The organism is Emticicia aquatica, assembly GCF_923079645.1.
GTDB lineage: Bacteria > Bacteroidota > Bacteroidia > Cytophagales > Spirosomataceae > Emticicia > Emticicia aquatica.
The window spans coordinates 815,115-832,937 of the sequence record NZ_CAKLPY010000001.1 but is presented as its reverse complement, the minus strand read 5'-3'; the positions used below and the strand labels follow the sequence as shown (position 1 = coordinate 832,937).

Annotated in this window: 14 protein-coding genes and 1 tRNA gene; 5 read left to right on the top strand and 10 right to left on the bottom strand. The window is 34.7% G+C overall.

The window, feature by feature from the left end; genetic code table 11:
- Nucleotides 1-44: 44 nt before the first annotated feature.
- Genes MJQ71_RS03615 through MJQ71_RS03585 form a run of 7 tightly spaced genes read right to left on the bottom strand, consistent with a single transcriptional unit; the run spans nucleotide 45 to nucleotide 6,270 of the window.
- A complete protein-coding gene (locus MJQ71_RS03615) occupies nucleotides 45-1,067 on the bottom strand; it encodes a hypothetical protein (RefSeq protein ID WP_238804542.1) in 1,023 nt (340 codons plus the stop codon).
- Nucleotides 1,030-2,688 (bottom strand): NAD(P)-binding protein, encoded by a 1,659-nt coding sequence (locus tag MJQ71_RS03610; RefSeq protein ID WP_238804531.1) that lies wholly within the window; start codon nucleotides 2,686-2,688, stop codon nucleotides 1,030-1,032. Before MJQ71_RS03610 ends, MJQ71_RS03615 begins: the two co-directional genes overlap by 38 nt.
- The gene (locus MJQ71_RS03605) at nucleotides 2,670-4,187 is read right to left on the bottom strand and encodes a polyamine aminopropyltransferase (RefSeq protein ID WP_238804529.1); all 1,518 of its coding nucleotides are present in this window, start codon (nucleotides 4,185-4,187) and stop codon (nucleotides 2,670-2,672) included. Before MJQ71_RS03605 ends, MJQ71_RS03610 begins: the two co-directional genes overlap by 19 nt.
- On the bottom strand, nucleotides 4,180-4,398 hold the full coding sequence (locus MJQ71_RS03600; protein WP_238804528.1) for a DUF350 domain-containing protein: 219 nt from the start codon (nucleotides 4,396-4,398) through the stop codon (nucleotides 4,180-4,182). The genes MJQ71_RS03605 and MJQ71_RS03600 overlap by 8 nt, the downstream gene beginning before the upstream one ends.
- A gap of 44 nt (nucleotides 4,399-4,442) precedes the next feature.
- On the bottom strand, nucleotides 4,443-4,616 hold the full coding sequence (locus MJQ71_RS03595; protein ID WP_238804527.1) for a hypothetical protein: 174 nt from the start codon (nucleotides 4,614-4,616) through the stop codon (nucleotides 4,443-4,445).
- A 1-nt stretch (nucleotide 4,617) separates the two neighbouring features.
- Entirely contained in the window at nucleotides 4,618-5,916 is a 1,299-nt protein-coding gene (locus MJQ71_RS03590) for a DUF4178 domain-containing protein (RefSeq protein ID WP_238804526.1), read from the bottom strand.
- Complete coding sequence (locus tag MJQ71_RS03585) at nucleotides 5,917-6,270, bottom strand: S-adenosylmethionine decarboxylase family protein (RefSeq protein WP_238804525.1); 354 nt, start codon at nucleotides 6,268-6,270, stop codon at nucleotides 5,917-5,919.
- Between the two features lie 106 nt (nucleotides 6,271-6,376).
- On the opposite strand from MJQ71_RS03585, the gene mce reads away from it, so the two are divergent.
- Nucleotides 6,377-6,781 (top strand): methylmalonyl-CoA epimerase, encoded by a 405-nt coding sequence (gene mce / locus MJQ71_RS03580; RefSeq protein WP_238804524.1) that lies wholly within the window; start codon nucleotides 6,377-6,379, stop codon nucleotides 6,779-6,781.
- Between the two features lie 47 nt (nucleotides 6,782-6,828).
- Here mce and pheT read toward each other — a convergent pair whose 3' ends face one another.
- On the bottom strand, nucleotides 6,829-9,261 hold the full coding sequence (pheT, locus tag MJQ71_RS03575) for a phenylalanine--tRNA ligase subunit beta (RefSeq protein WP_238804520.1): 2,433 nt from the start codon (nucleotides 9,259-9,261) through the stop codon (nucleotides 6,829-6,831).
- Nucleotides 9,262-9,605: 344 nt separating this feature from the next.
- On the opposite strand from pheT, the gene MJQ71_RS03570 reads away from it, so the two are divergent.
- Complete coding sequence (locus MJQ71_RS03570) at nucleotides 9,606-10,772, top strand: WG repeat-containing protein (RefSeq protein ID WP_238804519.1); 1,167 nt, start codon at nucleotides 9,606-9,608, stop codon at nucleotides 10,770-10,772.
- Between the two features lie 82 nt (nucleotides 10,773-10,854).
- Here the strand turns inward: MJQ71_RS03570 and MJQ71_RS03565 are convergent, their stop codons facing one another.
- Together MJQ71_RS03565 and pdxH are read right to left on the bottom strand one after the other, a co-directional pair.
- Complete coding sequence (locus MJQ71_RS03565; protein ID WP_238804518.1) at nucleotides 10,855-12,456, bottom strand: GMC family oxidoreductase; 1,602 nt, start codon at nucleotides 12,454-12,456, stop codon at nucleotides 10,855-10,857.
- A 130-nt stretch (nucleotides 12,457-12,586) separates the two neighbouring features.
- Nucleotides 12,587-13,231, bottom strand: coding sequence for a pyridoxamine 5'-phosphate oxidase (gene pdxH / locus MJQ71_RS03560; RefSeq protein ID WP_238804517.1), 645 nt, complete (start codon nucleotides 13,229-13,231; stop codon nucleotides 12,587-12,589).
- Between the two features lie 135 nt (nucleotides 13,232-13,366).
- Here pdxH and MJQ71_RS03555 point away from each other — a divergent pair, with 135 nt between their 5' ends.
- The 3 genes from MJQ71_RS03555 (at nucleotide 13,367) to MJQ71_RS03545 (ending at nucleotide 17,803) form a co-directional block, all read left to right on the top strand.
- Complete coding sequence (locus MJQ71_RS03555; protein ID WP_238804516.1) at nucleotides 13,367-15,568, top strand: DUF349 domain-containing protein; 2,202 nt, start codon at nucleotides 13,367-13,369, stop codon at nucleotides 15,566-15,568.
- Between the two features lie 216 nt (nucleotides 15,569-15,784).
- Nucleotides 15,785-15,857: transfer RNA gene (locus tag MJQ71_RS03550), tRNA-Thr, on the top strand.
- A gap of 155 nt (nucleotides 15,858-16,012) precedes the next feature.
- Nucleotides 16,013-17,803, top strand: coding sequence for a hypothetical protein (locus MJQ71_RS03545; RefSeq protein WP_238804515.1), 1,791 nt, complete (start codon nucleotides 16,013-16,015; stop codon nucleotides 17,801-17,803).
- Nucleotides 17,804-17,823 lie beyond the last annotated feature (20 nt).

The following is a 17,823-nucleotide window of genomic DNA, read 5'->3' as shown; positions in this document are numbered from 1 at the left end:
TGTTTTGTTCGTTCTTATTTGAAAGCTGAGTAAGAACGAACAAATCAAAAATCGCGTTTCCAAATATAACCATCTAAAATATAGTGTGTAAGTTGTGGCATTGATAAAATAGCAATTGTAATAGAAAGCCACAGATTATCAGTCAAATCTATTGTTGGAAAAAACGAAAAATACTCATCATATTCATGCCAAACGAGTCCATTCCAAAAACCTTCTTCAAAATAGGCCAATAAAAATAAGATTCCAACAAAAATTAAAGCCCCAAAATTTGAGAAAAGTAACTTCCAAAAACCACTTTTTTTATCTTTTTTCTTTTGCTCTGTTGCATAAACTAAAGCCATATATGGAATGCCATGAGCAACTACATTGAGCATAGTAAACGCCATATCACCATTGAAATAAACGATTCCAAAATACCAAGTAAGTTGCGTTGAAAGAATTAGGAGCATTTTTGGTAGATTTAATGTGCGATTTTTAATAAAATCTATCAAAACATATACATAATAAATACCCGTCAGCAGCCAAATTATGTATTTCAAACTTTCTGCGATAGTTTGATTTGGAAAAAAATAAAAATCATTAGCCGTAAACCAAACAAAATTTCGAGGCTCAGAAAAATGCCAATATAATACAGGAAAAACAGTGGAAATATAAATCATCCAGATATCTACTTTTTGAATGCCTTCGCTGCGAGTATATAGTTTCAAAAAGCCATATTGTTGACGAATAAAATGAAAAACAGCCAAATAAGCGGCCAACCGCCAAAATAATTCGTTTGAAATCAAATGTACACTTCCAGCTATCAAAACCACAAATAAAGGCGTAAGAATAAAAAGTTTTGCGTGTTTTTGTAGAGCTTTTTTGTCGAAATATGTCCGATAAAGACTACTATAAACGTGTGAAACATCAATCAGTAGAACCAATACAAACCATGCCCAATTAGGCATTTCATTGCTCCAAAGCCAATTTTCAGGAAAGAAAAAAAGAAGAAAAATTACAAAAAATGATGGAGCAATAATAAAACCTAAATCATATTTTGGCGAGCGTATCCACGTTTGAATTTGCATAGTTTTTAATGATTTTTTTGGCAGTTTCATATCCATGATAGAATGCTTCTTCAAAAATCGAAACACCCGAAAGGTCAGAATGAGCAAAATGAATTTTCTCATTGAGCGATTGTTGAGCCATTTGCCGTTCTCGCCCATGAATAAAGCCAACCGTCGGTCGAATCATGGCATGACCCCAAATTTTCACATCCATTTTCAAAATCGCTTCTTCAATTTTGGGATGAGCTTTTTTTAAGTCGGCAATAATTTCTGACAACCAATTTTCGTGCGTTTTTTCAATGGCTTTTTTCCTTTCTTCTACTGGCATTTCCCGCACAAGTGGCTTATAATAAGTCAATTGCCATGTTTTTTGTCCTTGATTAACATTCTGATGATTAGCTAAAATATAACCCAATCCTTCTCCTTCATAAATCACGTTATCCCAAGATAAAGCCTGTCCTCGCCCAGAATCAAATGGTTTTGTTTCTAAATTCGCCACAATCCATGGAGAATACGAAAAACGCTTCACAAATTCAGATGCTTGTTTCGGCATCAAATAAGGTCGAAGCATTTGTGGAATCGCCCAAATTACTTGGTTTGCCGTGTACGTTTCTCTTTTTTCATTTTTCCAATCAAAAACATCAACCAAAACACTATCACTTTTCTCTTCGATTTGATAAACCAAACGCTGTGTTTTGATATTTTTTAACTGATTTTTTGCCAAAAGTTTCATCAAAAACCCATTTCCTTCGCTCCACGTCAGCACATCATTTCCTTTTGCATTGGCAGCATTTCCTTTTCTTGAAGCAAAATAATGAATTCCTGCCCAAGCCGAAACTTCTGAAAGTGGCGTGCCATAATCATCCAATACGCAATAATTTATATACCAAAGTAGTGCTTTTGACGTAAAACCTTCCTTCGCTAACCATTCTTTCATTGTTAATTTATCAAAATTAGTGAAAGCATTATCAGCCGAAGAATAAGCCAAAGGAATCGTAAAAGCCCACTTTCCATCATTTCCTCTGGCATGTTTGAATAATTCCATTTTCGCCAAAAACTGCTCAATTTGAGTTTTATCTTCTTCCGAAATATCTAAATTTGGAATTAATCCTTCTTGCCAATAACCTTTCACGAAAAGCCTTTCTTCGGGATGAAAACACAAAGAATATTCATCATAAATGGGTAATCCGTTAGCATCAAAACCTGTAATTATCTTATTTTCTGCCAAAAAATCAATTAAAATTTTATTTTCAGGACTTGGAATCGGCAAATAATGAGCTGCCCACGGGTAGCGTCCAACTGCATCTTCACCGAAAGTAGCATTTCCGCCAATATGATTTTCTAGTTCTAAGATTTCATAATCAGTAATCCCTGCTTTTTGCAAATAATAACCTGCTACCAAACCCGAAATTCCTGAACCAATAATCAGCACTTGGGTCTTTTTTGATTGAAAAATAGGCAATGATATAGCTTTTTTGACCAAATGCCCAATAGCATGATTTGCCCCAACAACTTTTCCATGAATTTTTTCAGATTCACACGATACAAGCGATTGCAAACCAAGCGTACTTCCCACTAAAGCTAGCCCTGATAACTCCAAAAATTCCTTACGAGATATTTTATCTACATCACTTTTGCCCATTCTTCTTCAAAATATTGCACCAAAATTTGGTTGTTGAGTTTATTTATTTCGGTTGCTCGTTGTGCCATATCTTTCGGAAAAAACTGACTTTGCTTGAATGTTTCATCATTCATAAAACGCAAGTTTCTTTGGAAAACATTTCTGCTAATAAATGCTTGTTTACTAGCCAAAACATAACCCCAATCGCCAAAAGAAGGCACATAAACGTGGTAAGGCAAAGTTTTAAAGCCAACAGATTGCAATGTTTTATTTACGCACCAATAAGATTTTGGAGCCATAAATGGTGATGTCGATTGCACAACAATGAAGCCTTCGGGTGCAAGTGTATGGGTTAATTCTCGATAAAATGTATTGGAATAAAGTTTACCCAAAGCAAAATTATTTGGATCTGGGAAATCAATGACGATGGCATCAAAAAGAATTTTATTTTGCTTAATCCATAAAAAAGCATCTTGATTTAAAACCTTTACTTTAATATTGTTTAAAGCATTTTGATTGAGGCGGGTCAACATTTCATTTTTCCTAAATAAATTGGTCATATCAGCATCTAAATCAATTAATGTAATAGACTTTATGCTTGTATATTTTAGCAATTCACGCACGGCCATGCCATCGCCACCGCCTAAAACCAAGATTTTTTCAGGATTTTTCGTAAAAGTCATCAACGGATGAATCAATGCTTCGTGATAACGGTATTCATCAAAAGAGCTAAATTGTAGATTTCGGTTCAAAAAAAGCTTGATATTATTGTCTTGGCGAGTCAATACGATTCGCTGATAAGGAGAAGTTTTAGCAAATATTATTTTTTCATCGTAAGTACTAGCTTCGGCCCAAGAAAGTATTTTATCTGAAAAAATGAAGCCCAAAGTGAGTAAAATAAAAACAAAAAAGGCTTGTAGCCAAAGCGTCGTGCGATATTTTAATTCTTTTGAATAATGATAAAGCACCAATAATGCCACCAAAGTATTCAAAATTCCGAAGAAAAAAGAAGTACGAATTAATCCCATTTTTGGCATAAAAACCAAAGGAAACAAAATCGAAGCAAGCAACGCCCCGACGTAATCGAAGGTAAAAACTTTAGAAATAATGTCCTTAAACCCGAAGTTACTTTGGTTGAGAATTTGCATCAACAACGGAATTTCTAATCCAACAAAAATTCCTGTTAGACTAATTAATCCATACAAAATCCATTGAAAAGACTCAACACTATTAAAAATTATGAATAATATACTCGAAGTAATACCGCCCACAAGACCAACCAAAAGCTCGATTTGTATGAACCAATCGAGTAGATTTTCGTCAAAATATTTGGAGCAAAACGAGCCAATTCCCATCGAAAAAAGATACAATCCGATGATGATTGAAAATTGACTGATGGAATCACCCATTAAATAACTAGCCAGCGTACCCGCAATTAATTCGTAAATTAGTCCACAGGTTGCCACCAAAAACACCGAAAAAAGCAGCAAAAAAGGAATTTTAGTAGCGTTTTTATCCATGAATGGCTGCACTAATAATGATGGCAATGGCAAGAATAAATGCCGCAGCAATGATTGCGATGGCTGTATTTCCTTTCTCAACAATCTCTTTATAGATATTTTGAGGAGTTATTTTTTCGATAATTATAAACGAAATCGTGAGAATGACAATGCCAATAATTGAATAAATAACTGAGGCATAAACGTATTTTAGATTGAGTAAATCGGTCATTATTGAAAAAAGTTTAAATAATTTATGAATGATGAATCTTGCATTTATTTATGATAAAAACGATTAACTCCCGACGTTCGAGTATTTGAACCATCCCATTGACTTTTGGTGCTAAATTCGTAAAAAAGCTTCCCAACGTGCAGCGAATAAGCAAAATAACCAATGATAATCGTGAGCAAAGCCGCATACATCAATTTATATTTATTGTCTAATTTCATGTTATTCGTCTTCGGTTATGTATGGTGAATAATCGCTGTCGGCCCAACGTTGTTTTTCAAATTCTCTTTCTTGGAAATATAAAACTGTCGGTACGCAAGCAATCAAAACGGCTAAAATTAGTATATTTATCCAATAAACTCCACCTGTAATGAGCTTTACTGCGTAAGTTCCTGAAATAAATGGTGTTGATGTTTCGATTAATAAATGATATTTTCCTGCTGGAACAGACGAATAATCTTTGCTTTCTGAGGTTGAGCCTTCCGTCCAATTTTCACCACCTTCAACACCATGATAATATTCGTTTCCAATCAAAATTGGCAATTCTTCAAGCGTACTTTCGTTAATTAAAGTAATGTTTGATTCAAGCCAAGAATTATCAACGCTCGACTCCAATTCAAGTTTAATTTTACCAGATTTTTCAATCGTAAATGATTCTGAAACAATTGGTTTTGGAGTAGTATAAAAGTTATTCGTAGAATCGTATTTCAATTCAGCCACACCAAAGGTTTTATTAAAAACAGTTTTTGTGGGAGAAATAATCAAAAAGAAAATTTGGATTGCCAATAAAGCTGCCAAAGCAAGCAAACTCATTTTTTTGGCATCTTCAAAATAAAAATTACTTTGATAAGGTTCTGTCGCTCCGACGCCATATTTTGACGGAAAACCCGTTCCACTATTTAGTTTTAAATATTCTTGATAAATTTTATCGGCTTCTACGTATTCGCCTTCGTACCATTCAGGATTTTTCTCTTTTGACTCCTTCTTTACTTCAAAAATTAGCATTTTAGGCGGAGCAATAAATTCTCTACTGTAAATCTTTTCTGAGTCAGTTACATCAAAATCGAAATTTCCGATTGCCCAATTGACATTTTGGTAGTACGATTGAAAAATGCCAAATTCAATATCATCATAAATAAAAGTATGATTTCCAGAAGTATAGTCACTTGGTTGTTCTGCTAATGGCTTCACTAACAGCCAATTACCATTATATTCATTCAAGAATGCCTGTTCGCCTAAATCGTTTATTAAATTATATTCTCGCCATTTGAATGATTTATAAGTAGCATCATTTCGTTGAGTAATGCCTGTGATTTTGTAATCTAATCCTTTTATTACAAGATTTTGACCTAAATCAAAACACACTTCTTTTGGACGATTAGAAAGTTGGAACGTAGAAACGAACTTTATTCCACTCGCCGAAACTTCGTGATAGCTAAAGCATTTTGGACAAGCGACAAATTTGTCGTTGTCATTTACAGTAATTATTGTAGCACATTTGGGGCATGAATGCTGCTTCATTTACCTATAAATTTCGTTTAAATTTACTTCAATTGGATTAAAAAAAGCAATCAATTCTTGGTGAATATCTCGTACAATGAATTCATTATTATTACGAAAATTTGACAAAAATACGTCGTACGTAACACGCCCAAATTCTGGCCAAGTATGAATAGAAATATGCGATTCGGTCAAACAATAAACTCCAGTAAAGCCACCTCCATCGAAATTAGCAAAAACTTCACCTACAATCGTCAATCTGTGTTTTTCAATGAGTTTTTGCAATAAATTTTGGGTTTCTGCAAAGTTTTTCAATACTTCTATCGAATTTGTTTCAATCTCAGCAAGAATATGCAACCCCTTTGAATAGGTCATGGAATTTGTTTTCTATATTGTTTAGCGTTTATTTACGATGCAAGTTAGATTTTTCTAATAAAAAACTTCTTCTTTGAAAGAAAAAATATTCAAAAAATCAAAAATCATGCTTACAAATATCGAACATATTGGAATTGCCGTTAAAGATATTAATGCTTCAAATGAGTTATTTACTAAATTATTCAACATTGCACCTTATAAATCAGAAAGTGTTGAAAGTGAAGGTGTTACAACTTCATTTTTCAAAATTAATGCCACTAAAATCGAACTTTTAGAAGCTACAAATCAAGAAAGTGCTATTGCAAAATTTGTTGAGAAAAAAGGTGAAGGAATTCATCATGTAGCATTTGAAGTTGATGATATTTTAACTGAAATGCAACGTTTAGAAAAAGAAGGTTTTATACTACTCAACAAAGAGCCAAAACACGGAGCTGACAATAAATTGGTGTGTTTTCTACATCCAAAAGGCACAAATGGCGTATTAATTGAGTTGTGTCAGGAAATAAAATAAAAACAAAACGCCTTTCAGAAATTATCCGAAAGGCGTTTTTGTATGAGCTATTTTCTTATCACCGCTCCTAATTCTTTTTCGTAAGCCGCAATAAGTCGCTGCATAGTTTTGTCGATAACTTCGTCAGTCAAGGTTTTTTCTTTATCAATTAATGTAAAACTGACTGAATATGACTTTTTACCTTCTCCTAGTTTTTCACCTGCATAAACATCAAAAGCGTTAACGTTTTGCAATAAATTTTTCTCAGTTTTTGCAGCAATGGCTGAAACTTGCTCAAACTTCACTTCTGAATCAATAACCAAAGATAAATCACGACGCACTTCTGGGAATTTCGGAATTTCAGTAAAAGCCACTTTTCCTGAATATTGTTTCAATAAATATTCCCAGTCAAAATCAGCATAGAAAACTGCTTGTTTGACATCGGCTAATTTTGCCAATTGCGTTTTTACTAAACCTAAACTAACAACAGGTTTTTTATTAATTAGATAAGTTAATCCATATTGAAAAACTGACGTATCCGCTTCTTGTGTATCAAATTTGCTTACTTTCATAGCTTTTAATACTTTTTGAACCACCAAAGCCAAATCATGAAAAGCCAATGCAGTACTCGGACTAGCCCAAGATTCCGACTGACGATTACCCGTAAGCCAAATACCTAAATGTTTGTTTTCTTTGTATTTATCTTCTTTTTTGAAATAACTACGACCAAATTCAAATAATTTTAAATCTTTCTGACGACGATTGATGTTATAAGCAACCGATTCCATTCCAGTCAACAAAAGGCTTTGTCGCAAAACAGATAATTCTTCACTCAAAGGATTCAAAAGAACTACTTCTTCACCTTTCGCAGTTGCCGTAAGTGCTTGATTATAAACTGGTTTCGTAATTGAAAGTGTCTGAATTTCATTAAATCCATTTGAAGCTAACAATTCAATGATACGAAATTGTAATTTATCAGGGTCTTTTTCAGGAAATGCAGAAAGATAATCAGTTTGTAAAGTTTCTGACAATTCAATATTATCAAAACCATAAATTCTCAAGATTTCTTCCACTATGTCTGCTTCACGAGTTACATCAACTCGATACGGCGGAACACTCACTTGCATATCGCTGCCATTGTCGCTAACTACTTCAATATCAAGGCTTTTCAGAATCTTATGAATCAATCGGTCATCTAAATTTTTACCAATTAAACGATTAATATTTTTATGTTTTACCGTAATATCAAAATTGGCAATCGGTTTTGGATAAACATCAATTAATCCACCTTGAATTTCGCCACCAGCCAACTGCTGCATCAGAACTGCCGCCAAACGGATTGCAAATGGAGGCATATTCGGGTCAGTTCCTCGTTCATAACGGAACGACGCATCAGTTTTTAAACCATGAAAAGTAGCAGTACGACGCACCCAAACTGGACTAAAATATGCTACTTCTAAAAACAAATTTTGAGTAGTTGTTTTAATACCTGATTTTTGGCCGCCAAAAACACCAGCAATTGCCATTGGTTCTTCGGCATTGCAAACCATCAAATCATTTCCCGAAAGACTGCGTTCAGTTCCGTCAAGTGTAGTGAATTTTATTCCATTTTCTGGAACACGCACAATTATTTTGCGTCCTTTGATTTCATCAGCATCAAAAGCGTGCATTGGTTGTCCAAGTGTATGACAAATGTAATTTGTTACATCTACAACATTATTTATTGGATTCAAACCGATGGCTTGCAAAGCATTTTTCAACCAAGTGGGTGATTCTTGCACCGTTATTCCACGGATTTCTAATCCACAAAAACGTGGACAAGCATCGGTATTTTCTAAAACTACTTCAAAATCAGTTTTTTGAGCAGATGGATTATACTTTTCAATGGAAGGCATTTTGATTTCACACCCTAAAACTGCTCTTAAATCACGAGCCACACCTAAATGCGAAGCCGCATCAGCACGGTTTGGAGTCAATCCAATTTCAATTTGAAAATCAGGAGAAAGTTCAACGCCAATTGAAGCAAAATACTGAATAGCAGGCGTTCCATTAGCCAAATTAGTATTTAACACTAAAATTCCATCGTGTGAATTACCCACGCCAATTTCGTCTTCAGCACAAATCATTCCTTCGGATGGATGCCCATAAACTTTACGTTTTTCGATAATAAATGATTTTCCATCGGCAAAATAAATCGTTGTACCAACTGTTGCGACAATCACTTTTTGACCAGCTCTCACATTTTCAGCACCACAAACGATACTTGAAGGAGTGCCTGTGCCAATATCAACGGTTGTTAGACTTAGTTGTTTTTCTTTCACCATAAAAGTCTCGCAAGTAAGCACTTCGCCCACAACAAAACCTTTAAGTCCGCCTTTTACTGACTCAATTTCTTCAATTCCTTCCACTTCTAGGCCAGTGGCGGTTAATAATTTACCAATTTCTTCGGCTGATTCTTGAATATCAATCAGGCTTTTTAACCAATTATACGAAATTTTCATTTACTATTCTGTGAAATTATACAATACTTCGCTTTGTCGAAACTTTTGCACAAAGGTAATATTTTTTGGCCATTTCTCCATACTTCTAAAATGTATCCGTTGGGTAACTTTATTAATTTATGAGCAACCTTGGCATTGAGTTTGAGGATTGTAGTATATCAATGAATTAGTGGCATGTTTTCCAGAAGCAATTTTATCGTACTCAAAAATGTATCCGTTGAGTAAGGTTGTTTTTTTAAATGTATCCGCTTAGTAAGATTATTTTTAAATCAGCTTGATTGGCATAAGTTTGGCAGACAGAAAAGATGAACTAGTAGTCATTTTTTCTTCTAAATGTTACACCCATGAACAGTTTCCAAAATAATCTACACAAAAGCCTATTGATAGGTTTTGTATTGTTTACTAGCCAAGTTTTTGCTCAGGAAGTAAAAAATAAAACAGCTAGCAACATCAATCTTAACGATTTTCAATCGGGTCTAGCACGTATCGAAAAAAACAATAAAGTTGGCTTCATTAATAATAAAGGCAGCGAAGTTGTTTCTGCAAAATATGATAATGCTTTCGATTTAAGTGAAGGGCTTGCAGCGATGGAAACAAACGGCAAGTGGGGTTTTGTTGATAAAACTGGCAAAGAATTAATAGACTTTGACTATGATGAAGTTCAAAATTTTTCAGAGTCTTTAGCTGCCGTGAGAGTTGGCAACAAATGGGGATTCATTGATAAAAGAGGTTCAACAAAAATTGGTCTTGACTACGATAACGTGTTGAGTTTTAAAGAAGGATTGGCTTTTGTCAAACAAAATGGCAAATGGGGTGTGATTGATATAAAGAATAAATTTGTAATAAATCCCAAATTCGATAGAGTTGAAAGTTTTTCAGAAGGATTAGCGAGCGTTAGTATTGAAGGAAAGTTTGGTTTCATTGACAAAAAAGGTAATCAAGTTATTCCTTTGGCTTATAAATCCGCACGAAGTTTCTCTGAAGGTTTTGCTGCCGTAAAAACTGAAAGCAAAAAATGGGGATTCATTAATGTTAATAATAAAATGGTTGTTCCTGATTCTTTTGATGAAGTTGATAATTTTGCCGAAGGAACAGCCGTTGTACGTAACAAACGCAAATGGGGTGTAATTGGTCAATCTGGAAATGAGATAATTCCTCAAAAATATGATTTTATTGCAGGAGCATCAGAAGGAATGATGGTTGTGGTTGTTGAAAATAAATTTGGTATTGTAGATAAAACTGGTCGAGAAATTTCGGCTATCCAATACGATAATATTTTAGGTTTCTCGGAAGGAATGGCAAGGGTTTCTCTTAATGGTAAATATGGATTTGTAGATAAAAACGGTTTGGAAATAATTCCACTAACTTATGATGAAGCATATAGTTTTTCAGATGGAATGGCACGAATCAGCATTTTTGGTAAAAATGGCTACATCAACAAAAAAGGAAAAGAAATCTTTATAGAAAATCAACTTTATAATAAAAGTGAGTTAAGTAAATTGGACCAATAGCTTTCCTATATTTTACATTTTTTTTTGCTCTGAGCGAAGCACCCAAAAGTGCTTCGCTTTTTTTATTTTACAAACAATAAGTTCATTTCAAAATCATTTCAGCTCCTTTTTCAGCAATCATATAAACAGGAGCATTGGTGTTTCCCGAAACAATTGTTGGCATAATTGACGCATCAATTACACGCAAACCTTCAATTCCTTTTACTCGCAATTGGTCATCAACAACAGCCATTTCATCATTTCCCATTTTACAAGTTCCAACAGGATGATAAACCGTTTCGAGTTGCTTTTTTAAATGTAGCATAATTGCATCGTCCGAACTTCTATCTGGTGGCGTAATCATCTCCTTCCGATAAGCATCAAAAGCTGGAGCTTGCATTACTTCCATTGCTTTTTTAGCAGCTTTTAATAGTGTTATTTGGTCTTGTTCTGCTTCCAAGAAATTGGGTTGAATAACAGGAGCATCAAACGCATTGTTACTACCTAAAGTTACATAACCTCTACTTTCAGGACGTAAAAGCGTTGGCAAAATAGTAAAGCCATCATCATGCTGAAATGTATTTATATCATACATATCGGTTTTGTAATCCGACCCAATTTGTAAGGACGCAAAATGAAATTGATAATTTACACGGTCGGGGCTATCATCAGTCATGCCAAAAACAAACGATTCGAGAGGACTAATGGTTAAAACTCCTTTTTTTTGAAAAAAGTACTGCATCAAACCTTTAAGTTGGTTCAATGGTTTGAGATGATGGTTTTGTCCCAACTGTTGATTCGACAAAGCACTCACACCCGAAAAAAGATGGTCTTGAAGATTTTTTCCTACCCCAGGCAAATTTTTCTTGCATTCAATGCCATGCTTTTTCAATTCCTCAGCATCGCCCACGCCCGAAAGCATCAATAATTGTGGTGATGCAAATGCTCCAGCCGATAAAATAACTTCTTTGTCAGCAAAAACTTTTTCTGTACCTGTTTTTCCAGTGAAATACTCCACTCCTACTGCACGGTCATTTTCAATCAAAACTTGTTTTGTGTGAGCATTGGTGATAACTTTCAAATTTGGTCGATTCATAGCAGGTTTCAAAAAAGCTGTTGCAGCACTATTGCGTTTTACATCTTTTATTGTAAACTGAAATCTCCCTGTTCCTTCTTGTTTTTCTCCATTATAATCATGATTTTCAGGAATTCCGCACTGCACACAAGCCTTGATAAACGCATCCGAAAAAGGCGTGTCAAAACCTTTGGCAAAGGTCACATTCAACAAGCCATCATTGCTGTGATAGCTATTCTGAATCTGCTCGTTATGTTCAGATTTCTTGAAATATGGCAGTACTTCTTCATAGCTCCAACCTTTATTACCAAATTTTGACCAATCATTATAATCTTCTTTATTACCTCGTACGTATGCCATTGCATTGGTTGAGCTACTTCCGCCCAAAGTTTTACCACGAGGCAAATATATTCTACGATTCAAGACGTGTTTTTGAGGCTCAGTACTAAATTTCCAATCTACTTCACTGCGATGAAGTTTAGCATAACCCGCAGGAATATGAATTTCCATTTTTTTGTCTGGCCCACCCGCTTCGAGTAGTAATACCTTATTATTTGGATTTTTGGAAAGACGGTTAGCCAAGACACAGCCAGCCGAGCCAGCACCAACAATGATGTAATCGTAGTTCATAGGTTTTAGTTTTTAGGTTGAATTAGTATGTGTAATAGAAAATTCTTCGATGATAAACGTAATTTTCTATTCATTTTGTTTAAATATTTATTCAAACGAAATTCATCATTGAAGCATTCGTAAGATTATTTTAAGGACTCAAACGCTCAATTTTCCAATCATCTCCAACTTTCGTAAACAAAATTCTGTCGTGAAGACGATTTGGACGACCTTGCCAAAACTCAATTCGTTCAGGAATAACCCGATACCCTCCCCAATGCTCAGGACGAGGAATAATATTAAGGTCTTTAAATTCATTTTCCAAACTTTTGAGGCGTTCTTCCAAAATTTTTCTTCCTTCAATAACTTTACTTTGAGCAGAAACCCATGCTCCAATTTGACTACCACGTGGACGAGAATGAAAATATTCGTCCGAATCTTGCTCACTCACTTGTTCGATACTTCCTTCAATTCGAACTTGACGTTCTAAATCACCCCAAAAAAAAGTCAGTGAAGCAAAAGGCGTTTCGGCAATTTCTTGCCCTTTATTGCTCAAATAATTGGTATAAAAAGAAAAACCATTTTCATCAAACCCTTTCAATAGTACAATTCTTCCATGCGGTTTTCTACCCGAAATCGTAGCAAGGTGCATGGCATTAGGTTCTAAAATTTTGGCCGACAATGCCTCTTCAAACCATTTACCGAACTGTTTAAATGGGTTTTCCAAAACATTTTCTTCTAACAACTCGTTTTGAGAATATGACAATCTCAAAGAGGTAATGTCTATTTTATTCATTCTATTTGCAACGTTTTATGTTTTTTTTTCGTATATAACATTGATATACACAGGAAGTTTTTAAAACCTAAAAGAATTCCCCTGTAATTTTATTACATTTGCAAATCTAATGAGAACTTTTTAGAACATTCAAAAATGACCAACAAAGAATTAGATTTGATAGAAAATGCTACGGATGCTATTGTTGAAGAAGAAAATCCTTCGGAAGCCATAGAAAAATCTACTGAAAATGTAGATAGTAAAATCATTGAGGAAACAGCCAAAGATAATATGAACGAGCAAAAAGACACAATCGAAATTGCAACCGAAAGTACGGTTGAAGAAGCAGTTAACACCGTTGAAAATGAAACAGCCGAAGCCCTTACTTCAGATGTAGTAAGCCAAACAGCCTTTGAAGTAGAGAATGTTGATGCAGTGATTACGGCAGATGAATCGGTAGAAAGTAACACAAATGACACTCCAGTCGAGCCTCAAATAGAAGTAGCTCACAGCGAAGATATTATACCAATCAATGAGATAGCAACTCCTGAGTTAGCCCTCGAACCTATTGAAGAAGTAACACCTCTCGAAGATGTTGATTATAGTAATTTCACCAAAAAAGATTTTGTTGACCTCGGTGAAAAACTTTTGGCATCAATCAAAAGTGAAGGTGTGAGCGTATCGGATGTAAAAAATGCCGATATTGTTATGCGTGAAATTAAACCAATTTTTGATGATTTGAAGGCTCGTGATAAGTCTGATGCTCTCAAAAAATACATTGCCGAAAATGGAAGTAATGAAGGTTTCGATTATAAAAACGACAATTTTATTATACGATTTGAGTCTTTAAATGCACAAATTAGAGATACGAAAAATTCGTTTTTCCAAAAAATAGAACGTTTAAAAGAAGATTATTTTGAACGCAAAACACAAATGTTGCAACGCCTCCGTGAAGTAGTTGATGAAGAAGAAAAAGGCGGTTCAAAAAATAATTGGCAAGAGTTTAAGAAAATTCAAGAAGATTGGAAAAATGCTGGCAATGTAAACTCTCCACACAATACTACTCTTTGGTCGGCTTACAATGCTTTGGTAGATAGATATTTCAGTATTCGCCATATTCAAAATGAATTAAAAGACCTTGACCGTAAGAAAAACCTTACTGCTAAAGCTGAAATTGTTGCTAAAATTGAAGCTATTTCACAAACTTTAGAAGAAGGTGGACTGAGTAATGTTACGCTTCGTCAAGCAAATGATTTATTAGAAGAATACAAACACATTGGTCCAGCCGCTCGTGATGCACAAGACGAATTGTGGAAACGATTGAAAGCAGCTTTCGATATTATTCATAACAAACGCCGCGAACAATCTGCATTAACCAATAATTTGCAGGAAGAAATATACGGAGCAAAACTTCGTTTGGTTGAAAATCTTAAACCATACGTAGAGTTTAATACAGACAGCATCAATGAATGGAATGCCAAAACTAAAGAAGTGATGGCGATTCAAGACCAATGGAATGCCATCAAAGGTGCAATGCCCAAAGAAAAAGGTAAAGATATTAGTCGTGAATTTTGGGGTTTATTGAAAACTTTCTTCCGTAACAAAGGCGATTTCTTCGCAAAATTAGAAGCTACAAGAGAAGAAAATCTGAAAGCTAAAATTGTGCTTTGCGAACAAGTTGAAACCCTCGTTGCATCAGATGACTATTCGGCTTCATATACTGATAAAGTTGTTGAACTTCAGAAATCATGGAAAACTATTGGTCATGTTCCTGAAAAAATGAAAGACAAAATCTATGAAAGATTCAAAAAAGCGTGTGATACTTTCTTTAATGGAAAACGTGCCAAAGGAAACGCAATTGAATTGGAGTATGAAGAAAATTTGAAACAAAAAATTACAATTTGCGAAGAAATTGAAGCATTAGCCAAAGCAGGCGACTCTCAATTAGGTAAACTTTCGGAGTTCAAAGCTCAATATAATGCGATTGGTTTTGTACCTCGCAAAGACATGCAAAACATCCAAAGACGCTTCGTTGATGCTATCAACTCATTTGTCAAAGGAAGTACGGGCATTAGTGGTGCAGAAAAAGAGAAAATGGTTCTTCAAAATGAAGTTGAAGCTGTTTCAAAAGGTGAAAAAGGTAGTTCAAAAGAATTGGATAAAAAAGAAGGTGATATTCGCCGTAAAATGAAAAGCATTGAAGATGACATTCATTTATGGGAAAATAACATTGAATTCTTTGCTCGTTCTAAAAACGCCTCTTCAGTTCGTGCCGAATACGAAACAAAAATAAAAGGAGCAGAAAAAGAGTTAGCAGAATTGAAGCAAAAGTTAAAAATAATTGTTGCTGCTAATTAATGATATTTTGAGTTTAATTGTCGAGGTGTTTAATAATACCTCGACAATTAAAAAAAAATCACTCCTAACTTATTGGTTTACAAATAGTTACAAAAAACTTTAAAAAAAAGTAAAAAAAAGTTTTTAAAATGTTTGCAAAGTACCTCTCACAGTAGTAATTTTGCATCACAATAACGGAGAGAGGAACAAAAACTAGCTCAATTATTAAAATAAATTGCCTCCATAGCTCAGCTGATAGAGCAACTGACTTGTAATCAGTAGGTCGCTGGTTTGATCCCGGCTGGGGGCTCACAGAAAGTAAATTAAAACCGTAACATTCAAATGTTACGGTTTTTTTATTTTTAAATTTCTCATTTTACAAAAGGTAAATTGCCACTCTTTTGCTATAATCATCAGGATTTTCATTATTTTCGCTCTACAAAAAGATTTTATAAAAAAATCAGTATGACCTTCATCTTTAAAATATCTGTATTAAGTTTTGTCGGAATTTCTTTTTTTTCGTGTTCTAAAACTATTGTTGATACAGTAAATAGTTCACCAAAAGATAGCTTAGTAACTATCATACCAGCAACTGACCCTAAAATCGCTCCATCCATTGGCTTCTTTCTTGATAATTGGCAACCAAAAACTTTTACAGCTCCACTTTTTACAGATGTAGCTTCGCCAAACACAACATTCAACACCGTTACTATTGATGCTTCAGATATTATAACCAAAATTTCTGTTAACATTTTTGGACATAATGCCAATACTTGGATGGGGACTTTTGTAGATACACCTAGTCTAATTTCAGATGTAAAAAAACTTCAACCAAACATTATCCGTTGGCCTGCTGGGAGCGGTAGTAATGGTTATTTCTGGAACGCCACTCCAACACAAGACCCAAACAATAATAGCCGTCAAACACCTTCTTCCGAATTTAAGCGTACTTGGGGTATTCCTGAAAAGTATATGGACAAAGATGGCAACTTGAATGACGCATGGTTTGGCTACGGAAAGTCAAACGACAATTGGCGTGCATCTCTGGATAATTATTATGATTTTTTGAAACAAACCAATAGTAAAGGAAGTATTTGCGTGAATTATGGTTTTGCACGCTATGGAACAAGTAAAAATCCAGTAGCGATGGCCGCAAAACTTGCCGCAGATTGGGTTCGATATGATAAAGGACGCACAGAATATTGGGAAATTGGAAATGAAAATTATGCAGATTGGGAAGTAGGCTACCGAATTGACGTAAGCAAAAATCAAGATGGTCAACCAGAATATTTGACTGGTAAATTGTATGCTCAACATTTTAAAGTATTTGCAGACTCAATGCGAAAAGCTGCTGCCGAAATTGGAGCAAAAATTAAAATTGGCTCTGTTTTACAAGAATCCCAAACAGAACCTTGGCAAAATAACACCACAAAAACTTGGAATTCGACCTTAATTCCTGAACTCAATAACAAAGCAGATTTCTTTATTGTACACAATTATATTACACCTTATGGGCAAAATTCTAATGCAATTACTATACTAAATTCTGCTCTTGAATTGCCCAATAAAATGATGTCATTCATCAACAATGAAATTCAGAATAATGGCGGTGAAATCAAACCAATTGCTTTCACTGAGTGGAATATGTGGGCAAAAGACCAAAAACAACAAGTATCAAATATTAGTGGCGTTTTTGCTATAATTGTTCAAGCTGAAGCAATCAAAAATAAATATGGAATGGCGGCTCGTTGGGATTTATTAAACGGTTGGGAAAATGGCAATGACCACGGGCTATTTAGTGATGGCGGTAGTGGAGATGACCCTCGAATGAATCCTCGACCATCATTTTATCACATGTATTATTTTCAGAAAAATATTGGTGACAGACTTGTAACATCCAACGTTGTTGCTAATGGAGCTAATATGGCTTCATCCATCAAGTCTTATGCCTCAACATATAGCTCGGGAGAAATCAATGTAACGCTTGTAAACACGTCATCTACACCGCAAAACGTCGAAATTAAGACAAAAAATTTCAATGCAGGCAATAGATATTATTGGTATAGTTTAGAAGGAAGTAACGACAACGGTGAGTTTTCTCGAAAAGTTATTGTCAATGGACTCGGGCCAAAAGGTGTTGCTGGCGGGCCATCAGATTATACCAATATCAAAGCTAACTCAGCACAAACCAATAAAGGAATTAAGGTTACAGTTCCCAGTTTTGGCTCGGTTTGCTTAGTTATTGATAAAAAATGATTTTATTTTCAAACTTTCAG